The sequence below is a fragment of the Ruegeria sp. CF3 genome (assembly GCF_056537365.1).
Genome location: NZ_JBQFRK010000004.1, coordinates 262,448 through 282,245, shown reverse-complemented (window position 1 = coordinate 282,245; position 19,798 = coordinate 262,448). Strand labels below are relative to the sequence as shown.

The 19,798-nt window shown below is 55.7% G+C and carries 21 protein-coding genes and 2 pseudogenes; 6 read left to right on the top strand and 17 right to left on the bottom strand.

Annotated features, from left to right (window positions below; all coding sequences use genetic code 11):
• The 13 genes from ACR0KC_RS15830 to ACR0KC_RS15770 form a co-directional block, all read right to left on the bottom strand.
• A complete protein-coding gene (locus ACR0KC_RS15830; protein WP_480791341.1) occupies positions 1 to 681 on the bottom strand; it encodes a hypothetical protein in 681 nt (226 codons plus the stop codon).
• On the bottom strand, positions 681 to 1,496 hold the full coding sequence (locus tag ACR0KC_RS15825) for a TrbG/VirB9 family P-type conjugative transfer protein (RefSeq protein ID WP_480791342.1): 816 nt from the start codon (positions 1,494 to 1,496) through the stop codon (positions 681 to 683). Before ACR0KC_RS15825 ends, ACR0KC_RS15830 begins: the two co-directional genes overlap by 1 nt.
• Positions 1,496 to 2,140, bottom strand: coding sequence for a VirB8 family type IV secretion system protein (locus ACR0KC_RS15820; protein WP_480791343.1), 645 nt, complete (start codon positions 2,138 to 2,140; stop codon positions 1,496 to 1,498). The genes ACR0KC_RS15825 and ACR0KC_RS15820 overlap by 1 nt, the downstream gene beginning before the upstream one ends.
• Before the next feature lie 18 nt (positions 2,141 to 2,158).
• Positions 2,159 to 3,208: a TrbL/VirB6 family protein gene (locus ACR0KC_RS15815; RefSeq protein WP_480791344.1), complete on the bottom strand. Its 1,050-nt coding sequence runs from the start codon at positions 3,206 to 3,208 to the stop codon at positions 2,159 to 2,161.
• Positions 3,205 to 3,705: a hypothetical protein gene (locus ACR0KC_RS15810; RefSeq protein WP_480588225.1), complete on the bottom strand. Its 501-nt coding sequence runs from the start codon at positions 3,703 to 3,705 to the stop codon at positions 3,205 to 3,207. The genes ACR0KC_RS15815 and ACR0KC_RS15810 overlap by 4 nt, the downstream gene beginning before the upstream one ends.
• Positions 3,702 to 4,448, bottom strand: coding sequence for a type IV secretion system protein (locus tag ACR0KC_RS15805; protein ID WP_480791345.1), 747 nt, complete (start codon positions 4,446 to 4,448; stop codon positions 3,702 to 3,704). Before ACR0KC_RS15805 ends, ACR0KC_RS15810 begins: the two co-directional genes overlap by 4 nt.
• Positions 4,448 to 4,585 carry a hypothetical protein gene (locus tag ACR0KC_RS15800; RefSeq protein ID WP_480791346.1) on the bottom strand — a complete coding sequence of 46 codons (138 nt, stop codon included), beginning with the start codon at positions 4,583 to 4,585 and terminating at the stop codon, positions 4,448 to 4,450. The genes ACR0KC_RS15805 and ACR0KC_RS15800 overlap by 1 nt, the downstream gene beginning before the upstream one ends.
• Entirely contained in the window at positions 4,582 to 6,948 is a 2,367-nt protein-coding gene (locus tag ACR0KC_RS15795) for a VirB4 family type IV secretion/conjugal transfer ATPase (protein WP_480796361.1), read from the bottom strand. The genes ACR0KC_RS15800 and ACR0KC_RS15795 overlap by 4 nt, the downstream gene beginning before the upstream one ends.
• A complete protein-coding gene (locus ACR0KC_RS15790; RefSeq protein WP_480791348.1) occupies positions 6,941 to 7,219 on the bottom strand; it encodes a VirB3 family type IV secretion system protein in 279 nt (92 codons plus the stop codon). The genes ACR0KC_RS15795 and ACR0KC_RS15790 overlap by 8 nt, the downstream gene beginning before the upstream one ends.
• Before the next feature lie 3 nt (positions 7,220 to 7,222).
• Entirely contained in the window at positions 7,223 to 7,504 is a 282-nt protein-coding gene (locus tag ACR0KC_RS15785; RefSeq protein WP_480791349.1) for a hypothetical protein, read from the bottom strand.
• On the bottom strand, positions 7,501 to 8,172 hold the full coding sequence (locus ACR0KC_RS15780) for a lytic transglycosylase domain-containing protein (protein ID WP_480791350.1): 672 nt from the start codon (positions 8,170 to 8,172) through the stop codon (positions 7,501 to 7,503). Before ACR0KC_RS15780 ends, ACR0KC_RS15785 begins: the two co-directional genes overlap by 4 nt.
• A gap of 466 nt (positions 8,173 to 8,638) precedes the next feature.
• Positions 8,639 to 9,052 (bottom strand): thermonuclease family protein, encoded by a 414-nt coding sequence (locus ACR0KC_RS15775; protein ID WP_480791351.1) that lies wholly within the window; start codon positions 9,050 to 9,052, stop codon positions 8,639 to 8,641.
• Between the two features lie 48 nt (positions 9,053 to 9,100).
• Positions 9,101 to 9,457, bottom strand: coding sequence for a hypothetical protein (locus ACR0KC_RS15770; protein WP_142638830.1), 357 nt, complete (start codon positions 9,455 to 9,457; stop codon positions 9,101 to 9,103).
• A 155-nt stretch (positions 9,458 to 9,612) separates the two neighbouring features.
• On the opposite strand from ACR0KC_RS15770, the gene ACR0KC_RS15765 reads away from it, so the two are divergent.
• The 5 genes and pseudogenes from ACR0KC_RS15765 to ACR0KC_RS15745 form a co-directional block, all read left to right on the top strand.
• Complete coding sequence (locus ACR0KC_RS15765) at positions 9,613 to 10,335, top strand: hypothetical protein (RefSeq protein WP_170642028.1); 723 nt, start codon at positions 9,613 to 9,615, stop codon at positions 10,333 to 10,335.
• 366 nt (positions 10,336 to 10,701) lie between these two features.
• Positions 10,702 to 11,970, top strand: coding sequence for a helix-turn-helix domain-containing protein (locus ACR0KC_RS15760; protein WP_480791352.1), 1,269 nt, complete (start codon positions 10,702 to 10,704; stop codon positions 11,968 to 11,970).
• A gap of 207 nt (positions 11,971 to 12,177) precedes the next feature.
• Positions 12,178 to 13,131, top strand: coding sequence for an autoinducer binding domain-containing protein (locus tag ACR0KC_RS15755; protein WP_480791353.1), 954 nt, complete (start codon positions 12,178 to 12,180; stop codon positions 13,129 to 13,131).
• A 172-nt stretch (positions 13,132 to 13,303) separates the two neighbouring features.
• Positions 13,304 to 13,903: pseudogene (locus ACR0KC_RS15750) on the top strand (ISNCY family transposase); the annotation flags it as partial.
• 57 nt (positions 13,904 to 13,960) lie between these two features.
• Positions 13,961 to 14,877 (top strand): annotated as a pseudogene (locus tag ACR0KC_RS15745) (IS3 family transposase); the annotation flags it as partial.
• Here ACR0KC_RS15745 and ACR0KC_RS15740 read toward each other — a convergent pair.
• Positions 14,777 to 15,139: an EamA family transporter gene (locus ACR0KC_RS15740; protein WP_480796365.1), complete on the bottom strand. Its 363-nt coding sequence runs from the start codon at positions 15,137 to 15,139 to the stop codon at positions 14,777 to 14,779. The pseudogene ACR0KC_RS15745 and the gene ACR0KC_RS15740 sit on opposite strands and share 101 nt — an antisense overlap.
• 49 nt (positions 15,140 to 15,188) lie before the next feature.
• On the bottom strand, positions 15,189 to 16,280 hold the full coding sequence (locus ACR0KC_RS15735; RefSeq protein ID WP_480796360.1) for an MFS transporter: 1,092 nt from the start codon (positions 16,278 to 16,280) through the stop codon (positions 15,189 to 15,191).
• A 207-nt stretch (positions 16,281 to 16,487) separates the two neighbouring features.
• Here ACR0KC_RS15735 and ACR0KC_RS15730 point away from each other — a divergent pair, with 207 nt between their 5' ends.
• A complete protein-coding gene (locus ACR0KC_RS15730; RefSeq protein ID WP_480791355.1) occupies positions 16,488 to 17,435 on the top strand; it encodes a GlxA family transcriptional regulator in 948 nt (315 codons plus the stop codon).
• A 640-nt stretch (positions 17,436 to 18,075) separates the two neighbouring features.
• On the opposite strand, the gene ACR0KC_RS15725 is transcribed toward ACR0KC_RS15730, so the two are convergent.
• Both ACR0KC_RS15725 and ACR0KC_RS15720 read right to left on the bottom strand, forming a co-directional pair.
• Complete coding sequence (locus ACR0KC_RS15725; protein WP_480791356.1) at positions 18,076 to 18,687, bottom strand: glutathione S-transferase family protein; 612 nt, start codon at positions 18,685 to 18,687, stop codon at positions 18,076 to 18,078.
• 69 nt (positions 18,688 to 18,756) lie between these two features.
• The gene (locus ACR0KC_RS15720) at positions 18,757 to 19,737 is read right to left on the bottom strand and encodes a haloalkane dehalogenase (RefSeq protein ID WP_480791357.1); all 981 of its coding nucleotides are present in this window, start codon (positions 19,735 to 19,737) and stop codon (positions 18,757 to 18,759) included.
• Positions 19,738 to 19,798: the final 61 nt, after the last annotated feature.

Here is a 19,798-nt window from a genome sequence, read left to right as displayed (position 1 = left end):
TTAGTTTCTGCCGTATGGGTTTTCATCGAACACGATGCCGTCTGACTGGTTTTGGCGCTCGCGCATCCGCTTGAGCTCTTCAAGCCTGCGCCGCTCATCATCAGTCAGACCCGTAGTCTGCAAGTGGCTCATACTGGCGAGTGCCCGGGCCTCTGCATCAGCAACCGCCTGGGCAAGCTCAGTCTGAAACTTTTTCTCGCGCTCGTCATACCTGACCTGCAGGCGTTCATTGGTCAGATTGAGGGACGCGATTTCACTGTCCTTCTCAGAAAGCGAAACTTTCGCATCCGTCAGATCATCTTGCAGATCAGAGATCCGACCATTCTGTTGCTCGATAGTTTTCAACGCTTGTTTCAGCCCTTCGGAATCGACCTGAGGCACTGTTGCGGGTGTTGCTACCGCTATTGTCTCTGGCAGAGCTTCAGGTTCTGGTTCATCGACCTCTGGACCCCGTGCGGTCAACAGCCCGTATCGCTCGCCACCACTTTGTTGCAGAGCGTTAACGCTAACGCCTGTGTTCGAGCTTTTGTTTTCGTCGCCCAATACAAACCACGCGAAGCCCACGAACACCGCTCCGGCGATTGCAACCGTGATGAGCTTCTTGGGCTCGAACCTCTTTCTCACACGTTGAGGCGGCTGCTCCGCCGCAATCCGCGCCGCAATCGTCTGCTCCCGGTTCATCACTTGCTCGCCGCCGTTTGTTTGACTGTTTGCGATGTCACAGGCCGCCCGCTTACACTTGCCTGCTGAAACGCGTCGCCATCGTTCCGGACGCAGATCGAGGTATCCTCGATGCGCAGTGTCCAAAGATCGGAAAGACCCTGCACCTGGATAATCCCCCGCTCTTTCACGGTGGTGTTTACCATCAGTTCGCGACCGTCAGGCAGGACGCGGAAGATACCCGGCAATTCCTCGTCTTGCGGGATCTGCATGTACGTGTGAACGCCATCGTCCCAAACCGCCGTGGGTGCGAAATCTGCTTTGCCCGACCGTGAATAGTTTTGGTTCACGAACCGCCCGGTTGGCTTGGGTTCACTTCGCGCTACCTTGCCACGGGTCGTTGTGGTCCCACCTTTGTTGTTTGAATAGAAGGTGACCCTGAACGGAACACGTTTACGTTCGGCGGCACTCTCGGCCGGAACCAGATAGAAGTTGTATGTCCCGCGATTGGTCAGGACGGTCAGGTTTGAATCTGAGTTCAAGATTTCCGGCTTGAACGCAATAACGCGACCTTCCTGAAGGCGGGTGATCTGAAAGCTCTCAGTGTCGCCCGCACCAATGCTCCGGATGGTTTCACCCTGCGGAAAGTGAACGTATGTGATCAGGCGTTCGCCCACAGGGATGCGGTACACCTGGTTCTCGACGTAATGGAAATGTGTGATGCGGTGATCCGCGTTCTTTCCGTCAGGTTGAGGCGTGATTTCAGCGAGAAGAGGCGTGGAGAATGCCAGGACTGCTGCAGCGGTGGTGGTGAGTGTTTTGAAACGACGCTGCATCAGATGTCTCCCATTGCGTCTACGCGATAGTTGGTGACAGTGAAGCCAAATGGATTTTCCAGAAGCTCATCCATCGACGTCACGATTTTTTCCTCAAACCCGTAGGTCACTGTGACGACGTACCGAGCCGAGGCGATTGGTTGGTTTGGAATGACCAGCGACTTGCGGATCTCAACCTGGACCGTCTCGTCATTGACCGGCGACACACCGAGAATTTCGGTCTGCACCTTTGTCTTTGGCGTATAAATCACGTCCGGATGGTTGTCGTTCGATCCGTCCCAAAGATCCCGATAGGATGTTTCCGCCAGCTCATCAGAACGGCGCAGAACTGATTTCAGGCGCTCGTTGTTGTCCTGGACGTCATAGGTTTCCCGGTCCTGCACATAGTTTGCCACCTCGCGGAAGGCCATCGCTTCGGAGGGTTCGAGTTCTTGAACCTTCTCGGTAAGCAGAACCGGCAACTTTGAATCCGGGTCGATTGAAAAGGGCACCGCTCGGATTTCCTTCAACGGCAGGATCAACGCCCAACCGACCATCGAGGCCACACCCATTGCCATTCCGACAGCACCAAATACCTGCCATTTGAAGGCATCGCGTCGTGCGCCCAGAAAAAGTTCTTTCTCGTGATCTGTCACATGTGACATTTGCTCTGTACCTCGTTTTTAAGAATTCTGACGGGCAGCTTTTATGCTCTGCCGGTAACGATCAGCGGCATAGCTCTGGCGCGCTGCGCTATCTTGGTTGCGGGATCTGTGCGCTATGTCCCGACGCGCTTGCATTGCGCGAGACGCGCTGTCACGAACGCCAGTCCCGTCACGTGCTGCGGAAGCCATCGCGGCGGCGGTTTTGCCCCCGGCAACAGCACCGCGCGCGCCATCGCTGGCAGTGCCCAATGCACTTCTTGCGGCTGCAACCGCGCCGGTTGCCACAGCAAGACCGGAGGATGCCGAAACTATCGCGCCAGACATGCCGCCTGCCAGTGACGGGATTTGCGTGAGCATGACGATAGCCACGATGCAGATTGCTAGAAAACGCCCGCTCGCTTCCATGTCATTAACATCAGACAAGGAACCAAGCTCCGAAGCGAAAAGCGCCTGAATAAGAGAAACGATGCCTGTCAGAACGACGATGACCATGATCAGGCCAACGGTCGTTTTCGCCCAGGCTGCGAAGATATTGGCTGTTGCCGAGCTGAGTAGCGTTGCGATGAAAACTGGCGCTAGACCCAGCAACACCGCCAGACCGCCTTTTGCGATGAGTGCCATGCCAGTGCCAAAGGCAACGATGACTGCCCCAACAACCCAGAGAATAGCCCCGGTGATGCTCAGGCCCCAAGTCGCGTTTTCAATGGCCTGCTGGCCCATCAAGAAACACTGAAGCGCAATCTCATCCAACGCTTGCCATACATTAGTGGTTCCAGTGAGTGCCCCGGCAATACTGTCCGGCAAGGTTTGAACGCCTTGATAGATTGGTTGGAAAAAGGACCAGCTCGACGCCATTCCAATGATTATCGTCGCCCGAATGATCCAGCCTACATAACCACCAAACCCAATTTCTCTGATCTGAAGTACGCCGTTGATCAGCATCGCTACAAAGATCAGCGCAGCAATAGCCCAGAGGGCGGATGCGAGATCCGCCGCAAGGCTGGTGTATGCTTGCTGAGAAAAGTTGCTGATTGCTGATTCAATCGAGCTGACGAAATCCTGAATCACGGCCCACAAGCCTCCTCAATTACAGGGCGCAGCGCTTCCAAGCGTGCTTGCTGCGCTTCTTTGAGCGATTTGAGTTCGCTGGATGGTTTCGACCAGAAATCGTTCTGGTCCGCGCCTGCCAACTCGATTGCAGCTTCGCGGCTAAGGTTGCCGAGCGGGCATTCTGTGCTGAATGCCTCATCGGCTTTGCGCAGGCGGCATTGCTCAATGGCAAATTCATGAGCAGCTATGACTTGCTCATTCAGGATGGCATCGGTCCAGTTGCCAACGACATACTGTTGATCCGCGCCCTGACCGGCGTTAGCGAGCTGTTCAACCCCGTATTCTTTCAGTGGCTTCTTGAACGCTCGGACGCCCGAGTAGCCAAGACAGGTCCGATATTCGCCAAATGTCCAATCAACATTCGGGGGAAACGGCAGTCTGGCCTCAGCACTGGCCGACGACGCAAAAAGCGCCGCCGTGAGTGTGGTCAGGGCGAAAGTGGTGCGGCTTTTCATTGGGTTTCTCCTCTTGCGTAATTGCTAAGCGTCTTTAGGTCCGCTGCGTTGGCAGCCAGATCCGTGCCCGACGCCAGAGCATTAGCTGAGGTTGCGCGCAAGACTTCAATTTCAACTTGAAGGAGTTTCAGGAGAACCGCCGTGTTGTAGTCGATTGCATCCTTCAGATCTTCTTGCTGGCCGATTTCACCGCGTAGCTTTTCAGCATCCTCAGAGAGCTGACTGGCCATGTCGTAGCCCTGTTCGCCGAGGGCCGATGCCATCAGGCCCGCGCCACCGCGCTCAGACAGGATGCGGCGAGCCTGCACATCCGATCCGCTGAACTCGGACAAGATGCCATCGTTCAGGCCGAGGTTGATGGATCGACGTTCCATTGCCTGCGCAGCGACATCGGGCAGGCCGGAGATACCATCTTCTGCTGCGTCCAGCGCATAGCCGAGCGTGTCAGCGGCAGTCGCCAGCTTCAAAAAGCTACGGCTGTTGAACGCGTCCAGATCCGTCAGGCCGGAAATGGCCTTGAAGGAGTTTTCCAGCATTGCACGCTGTTGTTCGAGCTTTTCGTATTGCTGCAACAGCTGTTCATACTGGCGGACCATTTCAGCGATTTCTTTGGCCGAGTTGGCGGCGTCCTGTGTAATGGCCGTGGCGTCGATGGTCGGAACACCCTGGGCCGACGCTATGACGGGCAGGGCGGCCAGAACGGTTACGGCGACAGTGGTGCGAAGTGTTGTCAGGACGTTCATCAGACAAGCTCCAGGTTTTCAGGAAGTGTCATCCGCTCAAAGTCGCAGGCGCATTTGCTGCGATAGCCCGAATAGGTGTTGGTGCAGGCGGCAACAGCGGCCAGAGCAACGAGGGCGAGGAAAAGGCGAGGTTTCATGTGATTTCCTTCCAGAAGTTGGGGTTTTGTCGCCATTCAGGATCAGGGAAAGACTTGCCGTCTGATCCGCTCAGAACACGAAGCAGCGGGCCGAGAGCGCCGACATCGACATCGAGCCAAACATTCTCATCACCCTTTTTCATGAGCATCACGCGGTCGCCAAATTGCGCCCGCAATGCGCCCAGCTCCGAATCGTTCAAACCGATTGCCCGGTAATCCGTTTCATTGCCGGATCGAGAGGGGAACAGGAGCTGCGTGCTGGTGTTTTCCAGGATCGACTTGCTGGCCGCCGATGACAGGATGTGATCTGGGATCTGCGTCATCATCATCATGACAACGTTCAGCTTCCGATAGGTTGTGTAGGCGTTTTTGAGAATGCCCGCGCCGTAGGGGTTGCCTGCGATCACCCAGGCTTCATCAATCACAAAGACAGTCGGCTCCTTCGCGGCACACCGGCGCTCGATCTGGCGCATGACGTAGCTGATCCAGGCAAGCCGGACCAATTCGTCATCCAGAACCTCGGAAATGTCGAACACAAGATGCCGATCATCAGAGGCAAACGGATCTGTGCCACCCTCGCCAAACATCCAGGACAACCGCCCGTCGCTCGCCCATTCACTCGCTCGCTTGAAGAGGTTCTTGCCGTCGTCAAAGGCTCTGAACCGCTCGACCAGTGAATCGAAGTTCTGAAGCTGTGGGGGCAGGGTCGCGTTGGCTTGGCAGGCTTGAGTGATCTCATCTTTCTGTTCGGCGGTCAGCTTTTCGTCGTAGCTCATCAAAGCTGTGACCCAATTCGCCAACCAACTTTGCCCTGCTTCATCCGTTTCCGTTCGAAACGGGTTCATGCCAGTGGGTTCGCCAACCCGAACGCGAGTGTATTGTGCCCCAAGCGCACGCATGGGGGCTTCCATTGCCCGGTCTTTATCAAACGCAATGATCCGCGCGCCCTGAGCTACTGCGCAGGTCGCCAGCAGCACTGCAATTACGGTCTTACCAGAGCCGTTTGGACCCAGAACGATGGTGTGGCCGGACGGCAGGTTTTCAGCATCCGAGCTGGTCTTGGGCAGGTGCAGCGAAACATCGTAGCTGTCGCCATGCGTGGTCGGGAATGTCGCCAGAGGTCCGGGCCACGGCAGCTTGTTCTCAGGCAGACCCTTTGGCCGCATGTGAAACGCTACCATGTCTGCAAAGTTCTGATCTGTGATCAGTTCTTCACGCGCGCGGAACGCAAAATTTCCGGGGTGCTGCGCGAAATACACTGACCGCGCGGACATCGCTTCGCGTTTGACCGTACCGCCCGAAATCTGAATTTCACCGATGATATGCTTTTCGGCAGTTTTCAGATCTTCCTCAGTCCCGAACACGCAGATCGAAAGGTGGTGCTTACCCAGAGACATCGTGCCCGACGCAATCCCATCGGCCAGAATGGACAAGTCCTCTTGCAACGACGTCGCTTTGTCGCCAGCCGAGCGCATCTGTCCTGACTTGCGACGTTCCAATTCCTGCGCCTGGGCGCGGCTGATCGGCAGGAACGATTGCGAAATCACGACATCAACCGGCAGGTCCAGCCCGTCAAAAATGCCGGGGAATGACGCCATCGGATAGTTCTTCAGGGAATAGACGCGAATTGACCGCTCCTGGTCATCGCCAGACATAAGCTTGGCAGTCTTGCCCTGAAACAGCACGTCCTCTTGCGGCATGTTGAAAGCAATCGGCTCTGCAATGTTTGTATGAACGATTGGCTGATAACGCCCGTTCAACAGCATTCCATAATAGCCGAGCCAACGCCCCTCGCTGAGCTTCAGCCGGCGCACGCGGGCCTCGCCCAGCGTGCCCGCCAGTGTTGTGAACACACCGTCGAGCTGTTCCATCATTTCGCGGCGTTCCTCGTCGATCGTTCCTGACGACATGCCGAATATTTGCTTGGCGCGTTCATCCTGACGCTTCTGCAGAATAGCGCTGATGATGATTTTCCGCTCTTTCAGCTCTGCATCGAGCGAGGCTGACCGCATGGCTTCTGCCACAGCACCAGCAAAGCCGGTTGTGTCCGTGATGACATGCCCTGTTTCAGCGGGGACGGTCACTCGATGAACGTAGAATGCGACCTCATTTGGAGTGGTCCGCAGTACACGTTCAAAGCGCTCGGCCAAAAACTCGAATTCGTTTTCGTCCAGTGTGTTTGCGTTGATTCCGGTAATTTCGGCAGCGGCGATCAGTCCGCCGTTGCGTGTGGAAATGACCTCATCGTCCACGACATAGCCATAAGGCAACATCTGAAAGAGGTGCATTTCATCCTTACGCCAGCTCGGCTCAAGCAACGAGCGGGCGAGGGTAAAAAGATCCTTTGAAGCAGGCTTAGGCACTATAGTAATCTCCCCCATGATGCTGGCGGTTTTTGGTGCGTGGCGTTTTGGAAAGGGTTACGGACAGGACACGGAAGAAAGCCGGTTCCCATTCGTAAAAGAGGCGAAGCCCGGTGTAGAAAACAAAACCCGCAATGATTGCTGGTGCTATCCCGAATATGAAGAACGAAAGCATGGTCATCCCGAGGACCACCAGCAGATAGATCACGGGTAGGCCGCCCCATTCTGCGGGGCGGTTCAGGCCGCGAAAGACCGTATTGCGGCGCTGCATCAATCAGGCTCCGATGAACGTATCGGCGAGGCCAATAACGGCACCGACGACGATAGCGATTACAGGGCCTTTCAACGAACCCCAGCCGAACACATAGGCGAGACAGCCCCAGATGAAGCCGACAGCGGCAAGGCTGACGCCAACAACCTTCGAGTCGGCCAGCGTTTCGTTGATGAAATCGCCAATGGCGTCTTGGAGCCAGCCTGCCGAGGCCGGTGCCGCACTGACGATAACGAGCGTCAGCGCAAAGAACGCGGTCTGTTGGATGAAGTGGGTTCTGTTCATGAGGAAGTGCTCACTTTGCTTAGGATTGTCCGCACGTAGTTGCGGGTTTCGGTGAAGGGGGGGACGCCGCCGTATTCGACGACGCGGTGAGGCCCGGCGTTGTAGGCAGCAAGCGCCAGCTTCCAGGTTCCAAACGCGCGGTACTGCGCCGCCAAATAGCGGGCGCCACCGTCGAGATTTTCTGCAGGGTTTCTTGGGTTCACGCCCAGGTCTTTCGCCGTTCCCGGCATGAGCTGCGCGAAGCCGATGGCACCCTTGGGCGACAGGGCATCAGCCCGATATCGGCTTTCCTGCCAGACCAGTGCCATGAACAACTCGGCCGGAATGTCATGCCGATCCGCTGCTGCGTGAATTTCCTTGACGATCCGGTCCTGCGACCAGCCACCCGAGGCTTTGCGAGGCCGCGGTGCTTTACCCGCTATCTCGATCTTTTCTTGCGGCTTGGCCTTGGGTGCTTCTGGCTTTGCTTCAAGCGTGTATTCTCGCATCCGGATTGGACGAACGACGCCATTGACGATTTCTGCCCGCGAACCGTTAAGAAACACGCTGCCATCCGGTTCGTACTCGATGACCTGGGCACTGACATCAGTTCCCAGGAGCGCCAACAAAGACCAAATGACGTTGGACCTGCGTCTGTTTTCGTTGAAGCTTGTGGTGGAGCTGGTCACTAATTCGCCCTCCAAATTAGGTCAGTAGTTTTTACATAATTACTATTACGAGATTCGAAATCAGGTCATCTGGGCAGCAGGAAACAGGGTGCTGTGACACAGCACTGAGCCTTTCGCGGGCTTCGTAGACAGCCAGCGTTCAGCTCGGATCAATCAGCCTGAAGGTCTGACCAAAGTGTAGGGGATGTCCTGCTCGCCGCTGTTGCCGGTCAGTGCCGTGCGGTCGTAAGCTCAGACACGTTGTCTGAGTTCGCACCCATTGACTCTGGCGCGATGCTATCCAATCTAGGATCGGCATCTAGGACTACTGTTTTTACCATAGTACAGTTCTCTCTTGATGTTGAAGGAATGCCCGGATGGATTTGGGGCGTTTCTTGTCCTGTCGGTTGTTGGCGCAATCGACAGGACCGCTCATTGCTCAATAGTTTCGTTTTTTGGTCATCAAGTCGTTGTTTGATCCTTTCCTTCAGCTGCACCAGGACCGGCGTTTACCACCGCTGTATGGTCGCGCGTGACCTTCGGAAATCAGGATGGTCCCGACGCCCTGCCCAGCCACACGCCCAACCGCCAGGAAGCGGTCATGTACGTCTAGCTCCGGTTGGATGATCAACTCTATCTGGCCCGCCGTCTGGATGAGCTCTTTCAGCCTTGCTTTCGCTTGCAGTCCCAGAGCCTTTTCAGCTGCGCATTGCGGCCGGTAAGTCTCAGGTGTGTCGAAACCGATGAGGCGGTAGCGGTCGTCGCCGTGGTCGATGGTGTCACCATCAACGGCAATCACCTCGGATGCACTCAGGACCTTTGTTTGTTTTGATGGGTCAATCCAAACCGCAGCAAAGAACAAAGACGCGAGCACAGCGCTGAGAAGCATGAGCCGTTTCATGTGCTCTGCCCCAGTATTTTGATGAGCCAGGTTCTCGAACGTGAACGATCAGGTTTTGGATTTCGCGTCCAGGGCCTGAGCTGCTTCGAGACCCTCTGGGGTAATCGACTCGATCGTATAGTCTGATTTGACGCAGAGAATGCGCCCATCACCAAATTCCTGATGATGTTTGAAGAGACCCGGCCAAAGATCGAACTCTCTGGGCTCAGCGCCCGCTCGAGAGATCTTCGACTTGCACAACGCCCCGACATAGTTCGGCGAGCTGTAAATGCAGTGGTACTTAGGTCGTCCAAGGGAAGCGAGTCCGATAAATTCGTAGCGGCATGTAAAGGGAACCTGATCTTCTTTCAGGCCCCGGACCATCTCGATGGTTACCACAGTGTATTGTCTCTTGTTGTCCGCCATGACGACCCCCTATGGGCCGTCTTCTACATCCAAAAGTTGTGGACTAAAACACAATCTACGTCAATATAAGAAAGTACGCCAATATACGATATTGGATTGTCAGAAATATATTGGCCGGATATTGCTTAGGCGATTCGCAAGCAGGAGAGACCATCTTGAAACACTCAAAATCCGGAAATAGAACTCGCGCAAAGGCCCTTGCAGTTGCACTCGCTGCACTGCCGGCCACGCAGGCCAGTGCCTATCCAATTGACTGTGCCATATTCCTTTGCCTCGCCGGAGGTTGGCCAAGTTCGACAGATTGCGTCGCAGCCAAGGCGGAGTTCATTCGGCGCATCACACCCTACCCGGTCGAACCGCCGCTGCAACTGTGGCGCTGTCCAATGAACGCTTCAGAGAGCTTCTCAGGCTTGAGCCCCATGGAAAGGCTGGGCGCAATCAAAGGCAACAGTGCCAGCCCTATTCCAGAGCTTCCATCTGACGATACGACAGAGCCATTGCTGGTAGATGCTGCGATCTCAACAGAAGAGATTCAGGCATTTCATGGCCAGTCTGGCGATAGCTTTCAAGCCACACCGATTAGCGTCGATCTTTCCTCACCCGATTTCGACGTTGTCAGATCCGTCAGAGTTTGGGATGTGCGCCACTACAGCTATCGCCGTCGTTCACGGGAGGGCGATTGTGAGCGCTCACTTGATCTTGTGGTTGGCACATATGACGACAACGCGAGCTTTCACTGGTCAGATCACGCTCCTGCGCCAATCCCAGCATGGCTGCCCCTTGGCAATCGCTGTGAGCCTCCCAGCTACTTCCGCGGCGTTGGTGTCGAGTGGACCGACACATTAGGGTTCAGCGATTACGAACTCATTCGATACTGACGTGCCGGCTCGCGGGTGAACACTTTGCTCCTGCAAAGGCTAGTGGACTTGCCAGCGGTATAGGCAACCAGCCCGTTTGGCCTAGAGGACAACTTAGCCCCCAGAAACAAAAAAACCCCGCAAGGCGGGGCCTCAGCGGGGATCTTCTTAAGTCAAGTTTGATCACCTGATTTATAGGAAGTTCCCAAATATCTGACAAGGATAAACGCATCTGTGCGAATGGATTTTCTTTGTCTCAGTGCCGAGGTTCGACCCGCTTTGCTTCCCAAACGAGAAACAAAACATGAAGCAAATCCACCAAACTCAAGTTACCACCGTGCGACACTGTGCGTGTCTACCGGACTCTCGCCAAGCGAGGATGGAGCCATGAGTTTCCGACAGATCTCAACGACCCGGTTTCAAGACCCGAAGCGCTTCCACAACGGCTTGCCAGACGGCTGGAATCGGGACCGGTTTCGGCAGCTCTGCGTGAGTTATGCCCAGATCAGAGGCGTATCCGCCCAATGTATTCGCACTTTTGAGATCATCATCGACATGATCTCTCCAAACGCGTTTCGCGACCCGTCTCAGGAACCTTTTTGCTATGCCCGTCAGGAAACTCTCATTGCCGGGCGTAGATTGACAGATCGGACGATCCACAATCACGAGCGCAACCTGGAAACCATTGGTCTCATTGAACGCAGGCTTGGTGAAAATGGGGCGCGATGCAAGCGTAAGGGGCTTGGCCTCTTCCTGACGCCCGCCCTGAACCTCATTCCCGAGATGCACGACGCAGAAGCACAAAACAAGGTGGACAAGAAAGAACATGACGCGCTGCGCGGGGATCGGTCACGGCTTTACCGATATGTGAAACACGGATTGGCGGTGCTCGTTTCACTCCCCTGCCCTCCTAAAGGCTGTGAGGATATGATGGAGGCGTTTCGATCCTGGCCGCGTGCTGACAAGCTGAAATACATGTCCCTGGATCAGCTCAAATGCCATGTTCAGGCCGCTCATGACCTTTGGAAAAGCATCGAAGGGCATGTCGCAAAACCCGGTGAAATTTCGGGTGCGCCCGAAGCTTGTTTCGGGTCCCATATACAAGACCAAATTGAAGAAAAAATTCTGTCCTGTAACGCCGATGGCGAGATTTCAATGCCCTCGGCTAAAGCCTCGGAACCAGATTGTTCTAGCTCCGGGCCTGACGGCCCTGCGCATTGCTTAGAAAGCAATCATCCGACGGATGCGGCAGCGCACAAGACCCAAAAGCTACCGCGGGTGAACAACCGTATTCTCTATGAGCTGGCGTCACCCGAGCTGCGCATGCATATCGATATTGCTGGTGGTCGCGATCAGAATCCCAACCCATCGCTTTATGCTATCGAGACCGGCATTTGGTCCCGGCTGTCTGAGATTGGCACCAATGTCTCCGCCTGGCATGGGGCGATCAATCGACTGACGCTCATGGGTGCGATCCTGGCTGGAGTGATCACAGACGCAAGGCTGAGTGATCCGAAACTGCCGCTGGTCGTCAATCCGGGTGGATACCTTCGAGGTATGGTTCAGGCAGATGAACGCGGAGAGTTGAACCTGATTTCCAGCTTCATGGGGCTGCTGGCGCGAAGAGCGCGGGAGGAAGACCATCGGTTTCGTTAGGGCGGAAAGGAGGTTTCACAACCCTATGAGGTTTGCGTCGCCAGCTTTTCAAAATCACGTGCCTTGTCGGCAGGTTTCCGCTCTGTTTCCGTCTTCTGAACAGAAAGGTATTCGCATCTGTGATTGGCTACGGGAAATCCCGAGTAGTTTGTTCAGCTTTAGGTTGCTATGCGGCCTCATCGGCAGCGCGGAACAGAAAGACGGTCTATGAAAATTGCGGATATTGGCAGCTCTGAGTTGGATTTCCGGCAAACCGGGGAGGCACGTCTTCAGGAGATTTGCCACAGGTTTGGATTTGAGAACGCCTCTTATGCCCATATCGACAAGTCGCAGAACATCGTTCACGGCTGCACCACGTTTCCGGCTGAATGGACCAGGCATTACATCGAAAACGACCTGATCCTGGCCGATCCGCTCATTCGGTTCGGCGCCACCATGATCGCCCCGATTGATTGGACAGCATTCGACAACCAGTCCGACTATGCAGCGCTTTTTGAAGCTGCCAGAAAATTTGGCGTTGGCCGCAACGGCCTGACTATTCCGGTCATCAATCCGTTTGGTGAGCGCGGCGTGTTTACCGTCACATCCAATGCACCTCGCGCCGAATGGGAGGAATTGATCGCGACAATGCTCCCTGCCCTGCGCCACGAAGCCCAAATTCTGCATTTGCTTGCGCTGGACGTCATTGAAACCGTCTTCAACTTTCCATCGGACTCCTTGTCCGGTGATGAGCTGGATGTCCTGAAGATGCTTGCGTCGGGTTTGATACCGTCCGTCATTGCCAGGCAGACGGGAAACCCCTCTCGAACGGTGGATGCGCTGATATCTTCGATCACCACCAAGCTTAAAAGCCGGACGATCGAACAAGCGGTTGCGCGCGCAGTCAGCACCGGATTTCTCAAATGGAGCGATTTCTTTGCCGATCCGGTGGCGGAAATGGTTGATATGGAACACCAGACCCTCTGCGGCGGGATCGTCCGTTGGTCCGGCAGAACACACGAGCTAATCGCATTTGAAGAAGGCCGACTTGTGCGAAGTCTCGATAGCTTCCAATCAGTTCAGGTCGAAGATCTGGTTGCGGAATTTGGCCTCAACCCAGCTGAAATCACCGAAGTGGTCGGAGATACAGACGATCAAGCCCTGTGGATCAGATATCTGTGAACCAGGCCGGCGGCGGCACCCTTCTTTGCAATGTTTGAGGGTGTGAATGTGCAGATTTCACATAATTGAAATTACACGATATTGATGTGTACCCGCAAAGTTAAAGTGTCCCACATCTGCAAACTAGAAGTGTCACACTCTGCCCCAATGAGAACAGGCAGAGAGTATGGGCATGGGATTGGTTTTGATGAGCGAGCGCGAGCTGAACCGGGTCGAGGTTTTGAGCCAGGTGAGCCAAGGCCGGATGACTGCCGCGAATGCGGCCAATGTCTTGGGATTGAGTCGCAGGCAGGTTCATCGGCTTCTGAAGAAGTTTCAGACAGATGGACCGGCGGCGATCCGACACAAGGCGCGCGGCCGCGCTTCGAACAATCGGATCGATCCGGCGGTACGGGAGTTCGCGGTGACGTTGGTCCGGGAGAACTACAGCGACTTCGGGCCGACCTTTGCTGCTGAGAAGCTTGAGGAAGATCACGGGCTGAAGGTCTCTCGCGAGACGCTGCGCAAATGGATGCAGGACGCTGGTATCTGGCTTTCCCGCAAACAACGACGTACATTCCACCAGCCGCGCTTGCGCCGGGAGTGCTTCGGTGAGCTGATCCAGATTGACGGGTCAGATCATCACTGGTTCGAGGATCGCGGGCCTGCTTGCACCCTGTTGGTGTTCATCGATGATGCGACCAGCACGTTGATGCATCTGGAGTTTGTGAAGTCCGAGAGCACATTCAGCTACTTCGGCGCGCTGGAGGCTTATCTACATACGCATGGACGCCTGAGCCTCCCCAACTGAACTGGTCCACCGTTATGTTTAGGAAACGGAGGACCACGAATGGCAAACAAGAGACCGAAGCCCGAAGAGATTGTCTCGAAGTTACGGCAGGTTGAAGTTTTGATGGGGCAAGGCATGTCCCGACTTGATGCGATCAGGCAGATCGGCGTTGTTGAGCAAACCTATTACCGCTGGCGGAAGAAGTACGGTGGAATGGGTGTTGATCAATTGAAGGAACTGAAACGGCTTCAGAAAGAGAACGAGCGGCTGAGACGCGCGGTGTCTGATCTGACTCTGGACAAGCTGATCCTGACGGAAGCCGCAAAGGGAAACTTTTGAGCCCCGCTCGTCGTCGTGCCTGCATCGATCATGTCCGTAACCAGCTGAACGTTTCCGAGAGACGCGCCTGTCGCGTGCTGGGGCAACACCGGTCCACGCAGCGGCGGGTCCCACAAGGTCGCGCAGACGAAGACCGACTTGTCGCCGACATGATCGAGTTGGCTCGACAGTACGGCCGATTTGGCTATCGCAGGATCGCTGCGCTGCTGAGAGAGGCCGGATGGTCTGTCAGCGATGGGCGAATTGAACGGCTTTGGCGACGAGAGGGGCTGAAAGTGCCAGTGAAACAACCGAAGAAAGGACGGCTCTGGCTGAACGATGGCTCGTGTGTTCGGCTGAGGCCGGAGTATCGCAACCACGTGTGGTCCTATGACTTTGTTCATTGCCGAACTGACGATGGCAAAGCTTTTCGGACGCTGAACATCCTTGATGAGCACAGCCGGGAGTGCCTGGCGATTAGAGTGAAGCGCAAGCTGAACTCGGTCGATGTGATCGATGCCCTGACGGATCTGTTCATACTGCGGGGTGCACCCCGCTTCATACGTTCAGACAATGGGCCGGAATTTGTCGCCCAGGTCGTCCGAGACTGGATCGCCGCAGTTGGCGCCCAACGAATGGCGAAACGTAGAGGAAGACCACGGCACGCGAGGCATTGGTAAAGGCAAGGCCCCAGTAGACCATCAGGAACTGCCCCGCGAAGAGTAGGCCGGCCGCAATCCCCCAAGGGCTAGATCCGTCGCGCCGAAAGACCGGCACTTTGCTGAGCTGCATCCAGAGGAACACCAATACAGCGGCGCCAAGTGAGCGCAGTCCGGATTGCATCACCACAGGTACTTCCGAGGCGGCAAGTTTGATGGTGACATTTTGCAGACCCCAACTCGCGCAAATCACGATCAACATGGTGATGGCAAAGCCATTAAGGTTCGAATTCCGCATCGCCCAGCTTTCTTCAAACACTGACCCGGTGATAGCCACCAAAAAGCAGAACGCCGATTTTGACGGCCATCAAGCCGAGTCCCACGTAGGCAAGAATTGTCCAACCGAAGACGGCGATCAGCGTGCCACCGGAAAAGGCGCAAACGGTCGATACGAGAGCGATGATTGTGTCATTCACGCCCTGTGCAATAGGTTTTTCTTGATCTGAAACCGCCTGTGCCAGCATGCTCGTCGCGCCGATAAAGCCAAAATTCCAGCCGACGCCCAGTACAATCAGCGACAAGTAAAAGTGTGAGAGGCTCAAGCCCTGTGCCGCGATGACCGTGGCAACGGCTAGGAGGACCAAGCCTGATAACGACACCAGATGGGTGCTGAAACGCTTGATCAGAAAGCCGGTGAAGAAGCTAGGTGCGAACATCGCGACGACGTGCCATCGTACGACGTCCCCAGCGGTATTTTCCGAAAATCCACAACCGATAATCGCTAGAGGTGTCGGGATCATCAATAGAACCATGACACCTTGGGATATCGCACCGATGCTGACGGCCGTCCGAACCTCTTTGCGCTTAAGCACCTGCAGACCTTGCCACCGGCGGTTTGCCAAGTTTGTAACGGCCTCTGCCGATTTTTTCACCGGCGCGGGCGTGGATGCCAGCGCCAATGGGACCAATCCGGCGCAGGATATAACTGCAATTGCTCCGTAGGCACCGGCAAATGGGGTTGGGGCGAGCCCATCTTTCGCCAGGATGAAGATTTGTGGGCCCAGCAAAGCCGCGACAAGCCCGGACGTGAGCATCAGCGAAATGGCAACAGGCTGCCAAGTGTTGGTGACAACCTCAGCCGCCGCGAAGCGGAAGTACTGGTAGCAAGCAAGCGCGCCACCCATAGCAAGGTGAGCGAAGCACAAGAGCCAGAAGCTTCCGATCATAAGGGCCCACGCCCCTATCACGCCCCCGAAGATGGCCAGCCCTGCGCCCGCAAAAAAGCCCAGCTTGCGTCCATAACGGCCCATCAAAAACGAAAACGGCCCGGCAGCGAAGAGACCCGCGAGGGTTTGCACGGAAGCAGGCAAGGTTGCCAGTGCGGTGGACGGTGCAAGGGTCAACCCGGCAAGGCCACCAAGGATGATCAACATAGGCATGGAAGCGCTTAGAGTTGTGTTTGCAGCCAGCAGGAACACAAACGCTCCGTTGCGCGGTATTGCAGTAGCCACCATCAGAAAATCCCGTTCAGCTTGATTGACACAGGATCTTTTAGATGCAAAACCACTTGTCTAAAATGTCATTCAAGCGTCAAAAAAGGACAAGGTGCTATGATGCGATCGGTAGAGGTCTTGCTTTATGACGAGGTGAACCTGCTGGACGTTTCCGGCCCTGTTCAGGCACTCGAGACCGCACGACTTGAGGGGCATCGCTGTTATGAAATTTCATATGTGAGCCCCGACGGCAAATCCGTGCGCGCGTCGTGCGGCTTGGAGTTGACACCCAATGGCAGACTCCTCGATGGGTCGAAATCAGATGATTTTTTGATTCCAGGCGGTGCGGGTGTGGACGCCCTGATCAGCAATGTGGCCATTCGGACCGCCATACAAAACCGCGCGGCCAGACGTGGCGACGGCCGGCTGATTTCCGTCTGTTCCGGCGCACTTCTTCTGGCCGCTGCCGGCGTCTTGGATGATCGTTCAGCAACAACCCATTGGTCACGTAGCGAGGATGTTCAGGAGTACCCCGAAGTTGATTGGGACCTCGACAAGATCAATGTGTCGGACGGGCGTATCTTCACCTCCGCAGGGGTGACAACCGGAATTGACCTTGCGCTGGATATCATCCGGCGGGATTGCGGGCCCTCGGCTGCCTTATCGGTCGCGCGAGAGTTGGTTGTCCAATTGCGTCGCACCGGAGGTCAGAGCCAATATGCCATTCACTTGGCGGGTCAGTTTTCCCGGGGAGACACGCTCTCCCGTGTCATCGAGAAAGTTGTTTCTCAGCCACATCAGGACTGGACGCTGGATGACTTGGCCAATGAAGCCGGCCTCAATCCACGCACCTTGTCGCGACATTTCAAACGGGATTTGCAAGAAACACCCGCACAATTCGTCGAGCGCATTCGCGTCGATCATGCGCGCGGGCTTTTGGAAGACAACCTACCGCAAAAACAAGTGGCTTCAGAAAGCGGCTTTGGCGATGTTCAAAGAATGCGCCGTGCGTTCAAACGCCGGTTCGGAATTCATGTTTCGGACTATTTGAAAGCCTTTGGCTGAGCGTATCCCAAACATTCGCTTTGGGTTGAAAGCGCTCCCGGCTTTTGTGGGTCAAAGGATAGCAATCACCGCGACCGGTACATCTCTAAATTCTCGATTGTCACATGGTTGATAAACGACGACTTCTTGACGCGGAAATGCCGCACATCGTGGTCGAAGATGTCGAATACAGTTGTTTCAGCGCTCTATTCAGAAAGATGAGGTCTGAGGTCCAGCTTTGAGGTTCGCATGGGACATCGCCTTCGCCCACGGCCAGTAAGTTTGCGATGGTACCCTCGCCGCAGGACAGATGAATGGCCGATTTTCCGCCGCGTCGCAGCACGCCAAACAGCGAGTCCGCAGCGACTTTTGCGTTGCGAGCGCACGCAGCACGAAATTGGAATGACTGAGTAGGGCTCGCAGTCAGATTTCGCCGCCCGAAGTGTGAACTACCGTTCTTGATTTGCCTACGACCGCGCATTCAATGACGCGGCACAAGATCAAGGACTTGGCCCGATCGATGGATGACCGGTCTCTACCAGGCTTCCACACCGGCATTGCGGCATGAGCACTAGGCCGTTCTGAGCCCTTTTTGACGAATTCTGCAAGGCGCACGAATGCCAGCTGTGCGCCTTGCGGTGACTTTATAGCTCTGTGTGGCCTAGGTGATTTCTCCGGCGAAGGCCTTGGTCACGGCCGGAACGTCCAGAACGCGCTGCTTCAATTGTGCAAGCCTCGGATAAGTTCGCGTGATCTTACCGTCGACCTTTGCCTCCCAGTGGAGTGTCGAGGCTACGTATAAATCGGCTAGGCTCATTCTATCGCCCGCGAGAAAATCGCGATCCTGAAGGGCCTCGTCCAATATGCCGTAGTTCTTCATCAAGTCAGCCTCGGCCAGCGCGGACACCGCTGCGAGATCTTCTTCGCCCGCCATTCGCTGCGGAAAGAACAGCCTAATCCAAATCGGGTGAATGGTTGCGTAGCCGAAGAACAACCATTTCAGAGCTTCACGGCCTTCAAGGGAAGAAAGCTCCGGCATCAGACCCGCCTCTGGGTTCTTGGCGGCAAGCCACAGGTTGATGGCGCCCCCCTCAAACGCTGCGCCGCCATCGTCCAGTAGCGCTGGTACTTTTCCAAGCGGGTTGGCCTTCTCAAATGCCTCGGACTTGTTGCCAAGATCGACGATTTCGAGCTCAAACGGAGTTTGTGTGATTGTCAGTGCTGCGTGAACTGCTGAAGAGCAGCTGGCGGGCAAGTGGAAAAACTTGGTCATCTTGGTCTCACTTTTTGTTTGGTGGTTTGACGTTTGGAGAGCGGGACAAGCGCCCGCTCTCCGACGGCCTCAGTTGCGGCGCAGCCAGTCCGCGATTGCGCGGCCGATTGCGACCGGCTGGTCTTCCTGAATGAAATGCAGGCCCTGACCGATGAATACAGTTTCCAGATCTTCGATGAGGTTGCTGTAAAAAGGCACGGCCTGTGGCGGCACCAGAATGCCCGGTTCCGCGTAGGTCAGCAGAACGGGCATCTCGGTCTCGCCCATGAATGACTGAATGTCGGCCATCAGCTGAACATTCTCCGCGGGATTTCCTCCGATCGGGACCTCGCGCGGCCACATCCAGGTGGGCAGGCGGCTTTCGACAGTGCCATAGGGCGCACCATAGGCCTGCATTGCTTGCTCGCCCAAGGTGCGGTTGACCATCATGGGCAGGATGCCTTCCACGAAGAAATTTCCCTCCATGACCATCGTATATCCCTGTTCCTCATCCTGAAGGGCGCGGAACATGCCGCCCATCTCTTCGCCCATGGCCTCGTAGCTCGGCTGGGGCATTGCAGGCGGAAGAACGCCTTCCATAAAGGCCAGCCTGACCACGAGATCGGGATTGCGACGGGCAAAATCCCACGCCAGTGCCGCACCCCAGTCATGCCCGACAAGCGTGATGTTGGTCAGATCCATTTCGGCGACAAAAGCATCGAGGAAGCGGGCGTGATCGGCGAATGTATAGTCGATGCCTGGTTTGCCCGACGCGCCCATCCCGATCAGATCGACTGCGATGGCGCGATGCGTGTCGGCCACGTAGGGCATGACATTGCGCCAGAGATAGCTGGAGGTCGGGTTGCCATGCACAAAGAGCACCGGATCCCCGGAACCAGTTTCGATATACGACATCGAGGAAGACAGAACGTCGACGCTTTGTGCGGCAAACGTCAGTTCTTCCGATACAACGGGGATTGGGAGACTTGCGGGCTCAGATGTTGCGGCAACTGGCAGCGAGGCGAGCGCCATCGTTCCGGCCAAAGCCAGAATGTTTGAAGTGAGTTTCATTGTTTTTCCTTGAGATTTTGGAGGTGCGTAGCTGCGAACGAAAACACCAATGCGCTTGGGT